This window comes from Vibrio sp. OPT18 (genome assembly GCF_015163615.1).
Taxonomy (GTDB): Bacteria; Pseudomonadota; Gammaproteobacteria; order Enterobacterales; family Vibrionaceae; genus Vibrio; species Vibrio coralliirubri.
Map to the genome: position 1 here is coordinate 24,588 of NZ_JADDYK010000041.1, position 12,763 is coordinate 37,350.

The 12,763-nt window shown below is 45.9% G+C and carries 12 protein-coding genes and 1 pseudogene; 7 read left to right on the plus strand and 6 right to left on the minus strand.

Going from position 1 to position 12,763, the window contains the following annotated elements:
* Together IQQ51_RS26880 and IQQ51_RS09515 are read right to left on the minus strand one after the other, a co-directional pair.
* Positions 1-265: pseudogene (locus IQQ51_RS26880) on the minus strand (TRAP transporter large permease subunit); the annotation flags it as partial.
* Positions 266-280: 15 nt separating this feature from the next.
* Positions 281-793, minus strand: a complete 513-nt coding sequence (locus tag IQQ51_RS09515) for a TRAP transporter small permease (RefSeq protein WP_048609952.1) — start codon at positions 791-793, stop codon at positions 281-283.
* Positions 794-1,092: 299 nt separating this feature from the next.
* Between IQQ51_RS09515 and IQQ51_RS09520 the strand changes: the two genes are divergently transcribed.
* From IQQ51_RS09520 to uxuA, 3 genes are all read left to right on the plus strand, one after another.
* Positions 1,093-2,076, plus strand: a complete 984-nt coding sequence (locus tag IQQ51_RS09520; protein WP_048610341.1) for a TRAP transporter substrate-binding protein — start codon at positions 1,093-1,095, stop codon at positions 2,074-2,076.
* A gap of 107 nt (positions 2,077-2,183) precedes the next feature.
* On the plus strand, positions 2,184-2,966 hold the full coding sequence (locus tag IQQ51_RS09525; RefSeq protein WP_048610343.1) for an FCD domain-containing protein: 783 nt from the start codon (positions 2,184-2,186) through the stop codon (positions 2,964-2,966).
* Positions 2,967-3,173: 207 nt separating this feature from the next.
* Positions 3,174-4,361 carry a mannonate dehydratase gene (gene uxuA / locus IQQ51_RS09530; RefSeq protein ID WP_017068145.1) on the plus strand — a complete coding sequence of 396 codons (1,188 nt, stop codon included), beginning with the start codon at positions 3,174-3,176 and terminating at the stop codon, positions 4,359-4,361.
* A 100-nt stretch (positions 4,362-4,461) separates the two neighbouring features.
* On the opposite strand, the gene IQQ51_RS09535 is transcribed toward uxuA, so the two are convergent.
* Positions 4,462-5,235: an AraC family transcriptional regulator gene (locus IQQ51_RS09535; protein WP_193840902.1), complete on the minus strand. Its 774-nt coding sequence runs from the start codon at positions 5,233-5,235 to the stop codon at positions 4,462-4,464.
* A 97-nt stretch (positions 5,236-5,332) separates the two neighbouring features.
* Between IQQ51_RS09535 and IQQ51_RS09540 the strand changes: the two genes are divergently transcribed.
* From IQQ51_RS09540 to IQQ51_RS09555, 4 genes are all read left to right on the plus strand, one after another.
* On the plus strand, positions 5,333-6,466 hold the full coding sequence (locus IQQ51_RS09540) for a multidrug effflux MFS transporter (RefSeq protein ID WP_193840903.1): 1,134 nt from the start codon (positions 5,333-5,335) through the stop codon (positions 6,464-6,466).
* 189 nt (positions 6,467-6,655) lie between these two features.
* Entirely contained in the window at positions 6,656-7,174 is a 519-nt protein-coding gene (locus tag IQQ51_RS09545; RefSeq protein WP_017061096.1) for a TetR/AcrR family transcriptional regulator, read from the plus strand.
* Positions 7,171-8,226, plus strand: coding sequence for an alcohol dehydrogenase family protein (locus IQQ51_RS09550; RefSeq protein WP_048610362.1), 1,056 nt, complete (start codon positions 7,171-7,173; stop codon positions 8,224-8,226). The genes IQQ51_RS09545 and IQQ51_RS09550 overlap by 4 nt, the downstream gene beginning before the upstream one ends.
* Positions 8,227-8,462: 236 nt before the next feature.
* Entirely contained in the window at positions 8,463-9,557 is a 1,095-nt protein-coding gene (locus IQQ51_RS09555; RefSeq protein WP_193840904.1) for an HDOD domain-containing protein, read from the plus strand.
* Between the two features lie 102 nt (positions 9,558-9,659).
* On the opposite strand, the gene IQQ51_RS09560 is transcribed toward IQQ51_RS09555, so the two are convergent.
* From IQQ51_RS09560 to IQQ51_RS09570, 3 genes are all read right to left on the minus strand, one after another.
* Positions 9,660-10,058, minus strand: a complete 399-nt coding sequence (locus IQQ51_RS09560; protein ID WP_193840905.1) for a DUF1090 domain-containing protein — start codon at positions 10,056-10,058, stop codon at positions 9,660-9,662.
* A gap of 152 nt (positions 10,059-10,210) precedes the next feature.
* A complete protein-coding gene (locus IQQ51_RS09565; RefSeq protein ID WP_193840906.1) occupies positions 10,211-11,731 on the minus strand; it encodes an SgrR family transcriptional regulator in 1,521 nt (506 codons plus the stop codon).
* Positions 11,732-11,741: 10 nt separating this feature from the next.
* The gene (locus tag IQQ51_RS09570; protein WP_193840907.1) at positions 11,742-12,752 is read right to left on the minus strand and encodes a Gfo/Idh/MocA family protein; all 1,011 of its coding nucleotides are present in this window, start codon (positions 12,750-12,752) and stop codon (positions 11,742-11,744) included.
* Positions 12,753-12,763: the final 11 nt, after the last annotated feature.

Genomic DNA, 12,763 nt, shown 5'->3' on the forward strand with positions numbered 1-12,763 from the left:
CTTTCGCGAAGTTGATCAAACGCAGCGCGATGCCGCCTTGGTTCATGATGTTGCCCGCCAAAATGAAGAACGGGATTGCCAATAGTGCAAAGTTATCAAGGCCAGCGGCCATACGTTGAGCAACTACAGCGATTGCAGGCTCAAGCGGTAAGCTCATTAAGATGGTTGCTAGTGACGATAAACCAATCGCAAAAGAGACCGGTACACCGATTGTAAGCAGTACAGCGAAACTACCGAATAAGGTCAGTATTACTTGCCATTCCATTGTGAAATCCTTCTATCAATCAAGTTGTGAGTCGGTGATCAAATCGTCACCTGACATTAATTGTTTAACGCGTTCGTAGGTAAATACGACGGAGTAAAAAATCATCAAAGCGCCACTAATCGGTAAGCAGAAGTAGATGTAGCCCATTTCTAAACCTAGAGCGGGAGTCAGCTGTCCCATCGCAAGCGTTTTAGCAGCAAGTTGGCTTCCACCGTGTACTAGAACGATATAAGAGAAAGAAGCGATGGCTATTTGGATAACGATTTCGTTGATTAATTTGCGTTTGCCAGTCAGCTTCATCGTAAGCAGGTCGATGGCAAGGTGGCGTTTCAGCCCCGTAGTGTAAGCAGCACCAATTAAGGCTACCCACATAAAGAGATAACGCGCGAGCTCGTCGGTAACAGTACTTGGTTTGCCAATAACATAGCGGGATAAAACCTGCCATATCACACACAGTACTAAGAAAGACGATAGAGACACTGTAAAGGCGGCCAACCCTCTATTTATGTAACTGACCAATTTATTCATGTTTATTTCCTTTCAACAAAATTGCGTATCTCATAACAATTGGTTTACCAATGTAAGAAATTGTTTCTATGTAGGGATGGGATGTTCAAAAATCTGGCTGAATCATAAGCTATTCATTTTTTGGTTGGCGTGAGCAACTTCACAAATGATTTTGGTTGACCAATTTATGGGTTTTTATTGTGATATTGGTCAATCAATTTTAATTTCAGCTTTGACGGTTCCTTTTTTGAGCCCCAATATGAGCCCATAACAAAAAACACCCTACATTTTGGATAACCAATCCACGGAGAATAAGAATGATGATGACGCGTAAAACTTTGATTAGTGCGGTTGTCGGTGCTGCTTTCACTTTTGGAGCAACAGCTTCTGCTTATGCAGCGACAACATTGAAACTGAGCCATAACCACCCTCGTGACCATGCAGTACATGAAGCGATGACGTTTATGGCGAAAGAAGTACGTGAATTGACGGATGGTGAGGTGCGTATCCGTATTTACCCTGATGCTCAATTGGGTACACAGCGTGAATCTATGGAGCTGATGCAGAACGGCGCTTTAGATATGGTGAAAAGTAATGCTGCTGAGCTAGAAGCTTTTTCTCCTGCTTATTCATCATTCAACATGCCTTACTTATTCCGCGATCAAGCGCACTACTACAGTGTGACTGATGGTGAAGTAGGCCGTGACATTCTTAACTCTTCTCGTGATAGCGGCTTTATTGGTGTGACTTACTACGACGCTGGTGCGCGTAGCTTCTATACCAATAAGCCAATTAACACACCAGAAGATCTGAAAGGTTTGAAAGTTCGTGTTCAACCAAGCCCATCAGCAATTGCGATGGTGAAAGCGTTAGGCGGTAACCCAACGCCACTCGCTTACGGTGAGTTGTATACAGCACTGCAGCAAGGTGTCGTAGATGCGGCTGAAAATAACATTCCTTCTTTCAGCTTGAGCCGTCACAGTGAAGTGTCTAAATACTTCAGCTTAGATGAGCACACGATGGTTCCGGATGTGTTGGTTATCTCAACCAAAGCATACGATAAACTGACTACAGAACAACAAGATGCGCTAATGAAGGCGGCAAGTGATTCATCTGAATTGATGAAAAAATTGTGGGCTGAATCGGAAGCAAAAGAGCGTGCTAAAGCCGAGAAAATGGGCGTTACTTTCGTGGAACCAGACAAAGCTGCGTTCGCACTAGCGGTTCAACCTATGTACGACGCGCTAGATAAAGCGGACCCAGAATTGAGCGCATTGATTGACCGTATTCAGGCTGTTGAATAACGAGCAAATATAGAAAAAAGAGTAATACAAAAACAAGGTGTTACTGCATTTTAAGATATAGAGGTTGACCAATTATATTTGGTCATTATGATGGCGAGAGAAATACAATGGAAAGAAGTGACAATATCATCATGATGCCTTTCGAGCCGAAAAGACCTTATCAGGAGATAGGGTTAGTACTAAGAAAAGAACTGATTGAAGGTCTGTATAAGGTCGGAGATAGGTTGCCTCCAGAACGCGATATTGCTGATCGTCTAGATGTAAGCCGCACTGTGGTGCGTGAAGCGATCATCATGCTGGAGCTTGAAAACTTAGTTGAGGTGAAAAAAGGGTCGGGTGTTTATGTCCTGAACATTCCAACTCATTCTCGCGAGAATGTGGTCAGCGATGATGCTGGTCCATTCGAGATGCTGCAGGCCCGCCAATTACTGGAAAGTAATATCGCGGAGTTTGCGGCAACTCAGGTCACTCCGGGCGACATCATTAAGATGCGCTCTGCACTCGAACTCGAGCGCGAAGAGCTTGCAAGCGGCACCACCGATTGCAGCGGAGATGAAAGATTTCACATGTGTATTGCAGAGGCAACTCAAAACTCTGTGCTGGTAGATATGTTGAAACAATCCTGGGAGCGACGCGAAAAGAGTCCAATGTGGAATAAACTCCACTCTCACATCAGTGGTCAAGATTACCGTGAAGAATGGTTAGATGATCACGCTCGTATCCTCGCCGCCTTACAGCGCAAAGACCCTGTCGCTGCTAAGAACGCAATGTGGCAACACCTTGAGAATGTTAAACAGCGTTTGTTAGCGCTGTCAGACATTGATGACCCAAACTTTGATGGTTACTTATTTAGCTCCAACCCAGTGGTGCTGCTTAGCTCAGAAAGCTAGTTCTGAAGCTAATGTTGAATTCAGCGACAAGGCTCCTCTTGAAAGCTGATTCATTCACTAGGTTGTAGATAGGTAATCGTCTTTAGACCGGCGTAGACCGGTGCTATCTCGGGCAGTAATTGTCATTGCTGCCATTAAGAAGTCGTTATTGCATTTAGCTTGATTAATTCGAGCCGGCTAAGTGCGTCTTAAAGAAAGGTAAGTCTCATGGAACAAACGTGGCGTTGGTACGGCCCTAATGATCAAGTTTCGCTAGACGATATTCGTCAAGCGGGCGCAACTGGTATTGTGAATGCACTGCACCATATTCCAAATGGTGAAGTTTGGACAAAAGAAGAAATCCTTAAGCGTAAAGCCATTATCGAAGAGAAAGGTTTAACGTGGTCGGTTGTAGAAAGTGTGCCTGTGCACGAAGAGATCAAAACTCAAACTGGCAACTACCAGCAGTGGATTGATAACTATAAGCAAACTCTGTCTAACCTTGCTGAGTGTGGCATCGATACGGTTTGTTATAACTTCATGCCCGTGTTGGACTGGACGCGTACCGATTTAGAATTTGAAATGCCTGATGGCTCGCGCGCACTGCGATTTGACCAAATCGCATTTGCGGCATTTGAGCTGCATATCTTGAAGCGCCCAGGTGCAGAATCGGACTATTCAGAGTCAGAGCAAGCGCAAGCGTTGGATTACTTCAACAACATGACGCCTGAGCAAATTCAGCAACTGACCAATAACATCATCGCTGGCCTGCCAGGCGCTGAAGAAGGTTACACACTAGAAGCGTTTCAAGCACAGCTAGATCGCTATGCGGGAATCGACAAAGACAAGCTACGTGAGCACATGTCTTACTTCCTCGCTGAGCTGATGCCTATCTGTGATGCGAATGGCTTGAAGATGGCGGTTCACCCAGACGATCCACCGCGTCCAATTCTAGGCTTGCCTCGCATCGTTTCAACGATCGAAGACATTGATTGGTTGACCGAACATGTGCCAAGCAAGATGAATGGCTTGACGATGTGTACGGGTTCATACGGTGTTCGTGGCGACAATGATCTGGTTAATATGATCAAAAAGCACGGTGACCGAATTTACTTTACGCACCTGCGTTCAACTAAGCGTGAAGAGAGCAACCCAATGACATTCCACGAAGCAGCGCACCTCGATGGTGATGTGGACATGTACAACGTTGTGATGGCTATTTTGGATGAAGAAAATCGTCGTGCAGAAGTGGGCGATCACCGCTTAATTCCAATGCGTCCGGATCACGGTCATCAAATGCTGGATGACCTTAAGAAAACCACTAACCCAGGTTATTCGGCGATTGGTCGATTGAAAGGCTTAGCTGAAGTTCGTGGTTTAGAGATGGCATTGAAACGCGCTTTCTACACCAAGTAACGGCCGCATCTAGCTTTAAAATACGCCTAAAAACCAGAACTCATGTTCTGGTTTTTTGGTATCTGAGCTCAGTAAAACTTCAGAGTTTGGATAACAACAATCACGCTGCTAACTTGGTAAAGGCCAACGGAGTTTGTCCGGTTTGCTGTTTGAAAAAAGCGATAAACGCACTGTTGGATGAGAACTCTAGCAGATGAGCCACATCACCGACTTGTCGGTTTTCTGAGAGCAGTTCAATCGCTTTAAACAAGCGCCATTGCTGTCGCCACTCTTGATAAGTCATGCCTGTTTCGGCTTTGAATAATCGAGTAATCGTCTTGGTACTTGCACCAACCGAGTTCGCTAATGTCGAGAGGGCTGGGGCCAGAAAGGAAGCGGTTCGGACTCGTTTGCAAAAGCTTATAAAGCGGCGATCTGTCGGTAGCGGCAAGATAAACGAGTGTTGGTTAGCGCTGTAAAACTCTTCCCAAAATAGGTTGGCGGTATTGGTGGTTTGCTCGCGGGCAACGTCCCAATCCCAGAAAGCCATCTTATTGATTAGGGCTTTTAAAAGCTCATTCACTTCCACAATTTCAATCGCTTCTGGGCAGGTGTAAATACTGCTATCAAAATAGAGCGACCGATAAGCAACCACATTGGTCATCTGCGCTCGATGCTTGGTATAAGGCGGGATCCACACGGCCTTAGTCGGCGGCAAAATACAAATGGCGTTTTCTAAGGTCAAGGTGATGCAACCCTGCGGAGCATACAGCAGCTGTCCTTTTATGTGGTGATGTATTCCTGAGTCATGCTGACCTAGCTCTGCCGCAATCCCTATTACGGGCGCAGGTAAGCTGTCTGCATCAAACTCAATGGTTTCGCTGATTAATGCCATTTGTCCTAATCTTGTTGTTTTTGGTTTTAATGTTGTTAACGAGCCAAGGTTAGTTTCCCCTAGACTCCTCGTCAAGTTCACTGGTCTTGGAAAAATGATGAAAACAAAACCTTCTTTATGGCAAATGGTGCTATTGCTGATGTTCCCTCAAATCGCAGAAACCATCTATAGTCCGACTCTGGATTCAATATCGAAATCCTTTGATGTGAGTTACGCACAAGCGGCGCAAACCCTCTCGATCTACTTCTCAGCGTTTGCGCTCGGTGTCGTGGTATGGGGTGTGTTAGCTGACAAGTGGGGGCGCCGACCAACCATGTTATTGGGCATGGGGTTATTCGCCTGTTCAGCACTTATTGCTATGCAAACCGACAGTTTTACGTGGTTGATGATAGCCAGAGCCATGGGCGCTTTCGGGCTTGCGGTGGGCTCGGTTGTGACACAAACCATGCTGCGTGATGCTTTTAGCGGCACTGAACTGGCCAAGGTGTTTGGTTACATGGGAATGGGGCTGTCGATTAGCCCAATCATCGGGCTGCTTCTTGGCGGCCAATTAAGCCAAGCGGGCGGGCATCAATATGTGTTTATTGCCCTGTTTATTATGGTGTTAGCGCTGTTGGCACATAGCCTATGGTCATTGCCTGAAACGCAACAATCTAAGCAGCCATTGCAGTTAAAGTCACTCAGTATTCACATGGTCAAAGATAGCGATATATGGATGTCTGCGTTGCTGGTCGCGTCGTTCAATATTGCGCTGTTTTCTTATTATCAATTGGGTTCATTTGCCTTCATTCAACTTGGATTTAGCGTCGAGCAGTTTGGCTACAGCGGCATTGTGCTTGGGTTCGGGACTCTGTTGGGAAGCTTGGTGAACAAGACATTGTTGAAGAGACAAGTGTCTTCAATGTCTCTGATTGGTATCGCAGCAGGGCTTCAAACATTAGGTGCGGTGGGTGTCTATTTTTCACAACACTCAATATGGTTTTTACTTCCGATGATGCTGGTGGTCATGGCATTTGGTATTGCGATTCCCAATGTGTTGAGTCGCGCATTAGTCAGCTACCAATCTCAAGCGGGAAGTGCAGGTGCACTGTTTGGTTTGATGTATTACACCTTGATCGGCTCAGGGCTTGCTTTAGCGGGAATGCTCCAAGATCTAGGTGTGGTGTTGGTACTGTGTGGCGCGTTATCTGTTCTGGTGACGATACGCAGTCGACTCCAGCTTAAACGCTAAGTCTCTCATCTGTATTGATAAATTCCGTGTGCTGTTTGGCGCGGAATTTATCATTTCTTGGTTTGTAAATTTGGATATTGACAGGGGTAGAGTGATCGTTCTACTCTATAAGTAGAACAATCATTCTACCCATTATTATGCCAATTACAGTTATTTACTAAGATTGGTATTCGGTATTAAGAGAGCACTATGTTGAGAGAACAGATTGCAGCAAGCTTAGAGGTGGCGTTTAGCCAGCAAGGTTTTGCTGAGCCGAGCGTTGCACAGCTGAAAACGGCGTGCGATGTAAGCTTAAGAACCTTGTATAAACACTTCCCTTCAAAAGAAGCGATGATCGTTGGTGCCTTGGAATATCGACACCAACGTTACCTAGATTTCTTGTTAGAAACGTCGCCTGAAAAGGGGCTCGCATCGGTTACTCATATCTTCAACAAGCTCCAACAATGGTTAGAAGAGTATGCGCCGCACGGGTGTATGTCGATGAATGCGATGGCCGCATTTCCCGATAATGAGCTTATCAGCCAAGCGGTTACACAGCATAAAGAACAAGTTCGTTTGCTAATAGGCAAGCAGAGCCTGCGAGAGGATCTCGCGACACCGCTGTTTTTACTTCATGAAGGCGTATCAAGCGCGTGGCCAGTCTTAGGCGAAGAAGCAGTGGCATCGGCACAGAATATGGTGACAAAATTACTCAAGGAAACAGTATGAATTTCGAGATACCAAAAACAATGAAAGGCGCAGAGATGCTAGGACACGGCGGGGCAGAGATGCTAGGTTACCGTGAAGACATTGCTGTTCCACAAATTGAGCCTAATGAAGTGCTGATCAAAGTCATGGCAGCAGGCGTTAACAATACCGACATCAACACGCGAATCGGTTGGTATGCAAAAAGTGATGATTCAGACGATGCCAGTTGGTCTGGCGAAGCGTTGAAATTCCCTCGCATCCAAGGAGCCGATGTGTGCGGTTTCATCGTAGCCGTTGGTAACGAAGTTTCGGCTGAACGTATTGGCGAGCGTGTTCTGATTGAGCCTTGTTTGACTGAGGTTTATGGACAAGATCTACCACAGCCATGGTATTTCGGATCTGAATGCGATGGTGGTTTCGCTGAATACACCAAAGTAGCAGCAAAACATGCTTACGCGGTTAACAGCACCATGTCGGATGTTGAGCTAGCGTCTTTCCCATGTTCTTACTCGACGGCAGAGAATATGCTGACTCGCTCGAATGTGGTTGAGGGTGATCGCGTGCTTATCTCTGGTGCATCGGGCGGTGTGGGCTCTGCGGCTATTCAGCTAGCAAAAGCTCGCGGCGCGTATGTTATTGCCATCACTAGCCCAAGCAAGAACCAACAGTTACTTGAGCTTGGCGCTGATGAAGTGATTGCCCGTGATGCTGATTTGGTTAAAGCGTTAGGCGAAAGCAGTGTGCATGTGGTTATCGATTTAGTCGCTGGTGACAAATGGCCGGAATTCCTTGAAGTGCTGAAACCACACGGTCGTTATGCCGTATCTGGCGCAATTGGTGGCGCGATGGTTGAGCTTGATGTTCGCACTTTGTATCTCAAGGATCTCAGCTTTTTTGGTTGCACGGTTTTAGAACCACAGGTATTCCAGAATCTAGTAGACCGTATCGAGAAACAGCAGATTGGCGCTATCGTTGCAGAGTCTTATCCGCTAGCCGATATCCATAAAGCGCAAGATGAGTTCTTAAAGAAAAAACACGTTGGTAAGATCGTGTTGGAAGTAGCCCAGAGCTAACTTTAGATATTGTCATGCATCTAACCTATATAAGAGCGAGCAAGTGTTATGTGCTCGCTCTTTTTGTTTCTAGTGAATGCTGGTAGGCACAGTCTCGCAGCCCGTTGAGTAACAGATCCTATACAGCTGAGAAATTAATGATTCATTTGTCACTGTGTGGTTTATGAATTAACTGTGCGATAATCACCGCCGTTATATATCCCGAATTGTTTGATAATCATCTAGGAGCCGTATTGATGTTTAAAAGGGTATTGCAGGCACTATTCTCACCTTTTGTTGATTCAAAAAACAAACCTTCTGCAGAGCCTGTCCAACAAGAGCAACAACAAACCGTTGTTACTGATTCTGTTCAGTCTTCAATTTTTGTTCCGCCGTCGTCCGCTCAGCCATCATCATTAATCGTCGATAAGACGCTTAGCCTTCACGATGGTGAGTTCCTTGATTATTTGTTTGGAGAGTCTCGCCTTCGCACGGAGTCAGACCCATTTAGTGATTTTGTCGCTTGTCAGATCGAACGCTTGATTCGCTCTCCAAAAGCCTTGCTTAATGAACTGCCAGTGATGCCAGCCTCTGTGACCACGTTAATGGCAGAATTACAGAGTGATGAGTTTGATGTCGATGCATTGTTAAGAGTGATTGAGCGCGAGCCGAGTATGGCTGCCGATGTGATTAAGTTGGCGAATAGCGCCTTTTACAAACGCAATGAAAAACAGGTTACCGACCTAAAAACAGCATTCCTAAATATGGGTTCTCAAGGGCTTGTTGAAGGAGTAGTGAATAGCTACATGAAGAACTTCACGCCGGGGAACAATATTTACTGGCGTCACTTCGGTGAGAAAATTTGGAATCACAGTGTTCAGACAGCGTCGTTTTCTAAGGAGTTGATGAGAGACTCTTCATCTCAAGAAGATCAAGCGGCGGCGTACTTTGTTGGGTTGATTCGAAACTTAGGCAAGATGATCATTTTCCAGATGATGGTAGAAGCTTTCAAGCATGTTGATCCTTCTGTTCCACCTAACTCGTTAGCATTGAAGCGCCTGATGAACAGCTACTCTATTCGTCTGACTTACACCATTGCTAAGTTCTGGGAGCTGCCAGAGTCTGTGTTGACCGCAATTGGCTACCAAGAGTCGAGCCGATACGAATGTACGCCACTTGGTCAAGCTGTGTTTGAAGCTAACTACTTGAGTGAGTTGTACTATTTATTGGAAGAACAAACGGTTGAAGTCGAGCAATTTAAGCGTAGATGCAAAGATACGCTAACGTCGCCTGCGGCATACAAAGTGGCTAACCGGATTTATAAAGAGTCTGAATTGGCGCTGGTAGGATAATAACGGCTGGCGTTGGCTAGGTTGATTCTTGAGGTCGTCATAAAGCGGTATTTTCTAAATGGTCTTACTAAGCAGTAAGACCATTTTTGTTTCAATTATCGATTAATGGGTCTGAGCCAGTTCTTGCTTCAATTCATCGATTTTACGCAGTTCTTTTTCGATCTTACCCTCATATTTTCGAATCTTATCCGCTCTTTCGTCTCTTTTTGCTTCTTCTAAGTCGGCTTGGTATTCAGCTAAATCTTGTTCATTGGATTCAATCTTCTCGCGGAGATCATCCTTCAAACCTTCATTGGTGCAGTTCTCTTTCGCAGCTTTTAACGCTTTTGTTAATCGCTCCACTTTGTACTGATTGTCGTACTGTTCCGCTTTCTTTATCTGATATTCGATCTCACAGAACTTCTTTTCACAGCCAGTTAGCGCGTCGCATTGGTTGCTCGCCATGCTGTTAAAAGAGAATGCGCAAAGAAACAGTAATGAGCCTGTTAGGTGTCGAGTCATGGTTTACCTTCTTATTGGGTCTATTTAGTTTGTGCTTATATTTGCTGAGTCTCACTTCGAGAGTACATTAGCACCCCATTTCTTTGCTATTGGCAGGGGAGTGTTAAAGATAAGTCGCTGTGCCTAATGACTTATTTTGAACACGACTAGACTTACAAATGGCTAATCCACAACTTGTCGAGTTCGCACCAACCGAAACCATTCACTTGTGCGCCGTGTATCTTTTCAGAAACCTCTAAGTTGAACGCCTCTTGCTTGAGCTCAGTCACAACCCCAGATTCATGCAACCAATGCCGAAGCGCTAACAGTGCATTCATCGCTAACTCAAAGTTGGGCTGGTTTGTTATTGAGGTTAAGCCATGTTCGATTTTCTCTAGCATCTCAGCAGGCAGTGCTAAGTCTTCAAACGGGAAGCGAGTGAAAAAGCTTAACCACGCAGTGAAGGTGTCGTTCTCATCAATAATGCTGCACAACGCGACGTCTTTGGTAGTTAGGTAGTTAGCTAGGTAGTTCCCATATTCCACGCTGGTTTTGTGGTCGCCAGACACTGACAACTGATCGAAAAGGGCTTGGCATTCAGAGGTGTCTTCAACGGTGAACTCACGAACGGCTTTCGACAACGTTGGGTTTTGAATTTTGAAAAACGTTGAGCCGAAATCCGGTTGAGAAGAATGGTCATCGTTACGCACGGTGGTCGTCTTTTCGGGCAGTTTCACGCACACCTGATTTTGAGCGCAGGCTTTACTCTGTGCCCATTCCGGGTAGACCCACAACTCGACTCGATTGAGAATCGGCGTGCTGTGTGAATAGGCGCTATTACGGCTCAATCTCAACATCTTGCTTGAGAATATGTCTAATGAGAACGCGCCAGATCCAATCAGCCTATCAGTCGGTGATGAGTGATCAAATACGGAGGCTTCAGCCCTAGCAAGTAGGCGCGGTAAATGCCAATCAGGTTGATTCAACTTTACGACAACCACATTGCCTGCCGAGACAGAGACCTCATCAATATGCTGATAACAGCGACGCCATATTTTGCTTTGGCAGAGAGAGTTAAGGCTCCGTGCTATGTCTTGAGGTTCAAGCGTTCGACCATTATGAAAGCGAACATCATTGCGAATCTGAAAGTGCCACTGTGTCGCATCTTGATTCGCCTGCCAATGATACGCTAGATCGCCGCTGAGTTTGCCGTGCTTAACGGAGGTTAGACGTTGGCAAACTTGCATCACTAAGAAACGTTCGGTGCGTCTAAGTACTCGTTGAGGGTGAAGCGCTTCGAGTTCTCGGTGAAACGGGATGTACGCGATATTCTGCGCCGACGGATTGGTGCTGCTTAGAAAGGCTTGCAACTCAGCGCCAGCATTGCGGCCGTTGAAGCTCAAGGTGCTAAATACCTGTTCTATGTTGCCTGCGTCAGCTTGGGTTTGTGCGTATTGGTAACACGCCTCAATGGGTTCAACCAGACACGTGAGTTGTGCCTTCTTGCTTCGGCCTGAACTGGCTTGCCACTCAATCCAACCTTGCGCTGTCATCGCTTTGAGTAAGGTCTGAACGTGACGTTCACTCACGTGCAGCAGTGTGGCCAGTTGGTTGACCTGACAATGTGATACTCCAGGCCCAAAAGCCTGAAATATCTTTTCATACAGTTCAAGCTTGCGCTTAAGGTTGCCCAATGTGCTTTCCCTAACGACGAGGTTGAGTTAAATGTGGATAGCCAGAGTCAATCAGTGCTTTTTCCATTGTGTCGAGAACTCGAGAGGTTATCTCTGAGCTTAGGATATTCGATTCAGTTTTGCCCTGAAGGACTAACTCTGAAAAATGGTCGATTTCAAACTCGAATCCATTCCCTTTCACACGGTAGTTGATGGTCGACTTGTTGCCTTGATGTTCAATCTCAATAAAGGCCGGATTCCACCATTTTTCGTGAATGGTGATCTTAGTATCAGGCCCACTCAAGTGTGCTGATCGGGGAAGGTTTTGCGCTGTTGATGCCGATATCTTACCGTTCATATCACCAGAGAATGTAAAGCACGCATCGGTATCAACATTTGCCCCTTGATAAAGACACGACATCTCTACTTGAGGTTTTGAAGGTTTCACACCCAGCGTTCGACACAGGTCGTAGAAGAACCAAAGCCCATAGACGCCGACATCAAGCGTTGCTCCGCCTGACAAATCCGGATTGAAGATAAACAAATCGGGTTCATAGTCATGATGGTTACCAAAGCTGGCTTCGATGGAGTCTATCTGAATGTTGTTATCTACCAAGAATGATTGGAGCTCACGATACGCGGGAAACACCACGGTTTTCATTGCTTCTAGCAACATAACACCATTTTGATTTGCGAGAGCTTTCATCTCAAGCCAGTCAGCAAGGTTGGTAAAAGCCGGCTTCTCGACCAATACGTGCTTATTGTTCTTTAGAAACAGTTCTGTGAGTGGCTGGTGGTATGGGTGAACGGTGGCGATGTAAACCGCTTCTACTACTGGGTCATTCGCCATCTCTTCATAAGAGCCATAAGCCTTGTCGCAACCAAACTTGTTGGCGAATGAGGCTGCGCGGGAGTGATCTCTTGCGGCAACCGCATACAGTTCACCATGCAGACAGTGCTCCGTTACAGCGGTTGCGAATCGATTGGCGATATTACCTAGCCCTGCGATGCCCCATTTTATTTTGCGTTGCGTGTCGCTCATCTGTTGCTCCA

Bases quoted from the DNA above. Each gene is read 5' to 3' on its own strand.
- IQQ51_RS09560 (WP_193840905.1), bottom strand. From the start codon at position 10,058: ATGACTCGACACCTAACAGGCTCATTACTGTTTCTTTGCGCATTCTCT.
- IQQ51_RS09535 (WP_193840902.1), bottom strand. From the start codon at position 5,235: ATGGCATTAATCAGCGAAACCATTGAGTTTGATGCAGACAGCTTACCT.
- IQQ51_RS09525 (WP_048610343.1), top strand. From the start codon at position 2,184: ATGGAAAGAAGTGACAATATCATCATGATGCCTTTCGAGCCGAAAAGA.
- uxuA (WP_017068145.1), top strand. From the start codon at position 3,174: ATGGAACAAACGTGGCGTTGGTACGGCCCTAATGATCAAGTTTCGCTA.
- IQQ51_RS09545 (WP_017061096.1), top strand. From the start codon at position 6,656: ATGTTGAGAGAACAGATTGCAGCAAGCTTAGAGGTGGCGTTTAGCCAG.
- IQQ51_RS09515 (WP_048609952.1), bottom strand. From the start codon at position 793: ATGAATAAATTGGTCAGTTACATAAATAGAGGGTTGGCCGCCTTTACA.
- IQQ51_RS09540 (WP_193840903.1), top strand. From the start codon at position 5,333: ATGAAAACAAAACCTTCTTTATGGCAAATGGTGCTATTGCTGATGTTC.
- IQQ51_RS09570 (WP_193840907.1), bottom strand. From the start codon at position 12,752: ATGAGCGACACGCAACGCAAAATAAAATGGGGCATCGCAGGGCTAGGT.
- IQQ51_RS09520 (WP_048610341.1), top strand. From the start codon at position 1,093: ATGATGACGCGTAAAACTTTGATTAGTGCGGTTGTCGGTGCTGCTTTC.
- IQQ51_RS09555 (WP_193840904.1), top strand. From the start codon at position 8,463: ATGTTTAAAAGGGTATTGCAGGCACTATTCTCACCTTTTGTTGATTCA.
- IQQ51_RS09550 (WP_048610362.1), top strand. From the start codon at position 7,171: ATGAATTTCGAGATACCAAAAACAATGAAAGGCGCAGAGATGCTAGGA.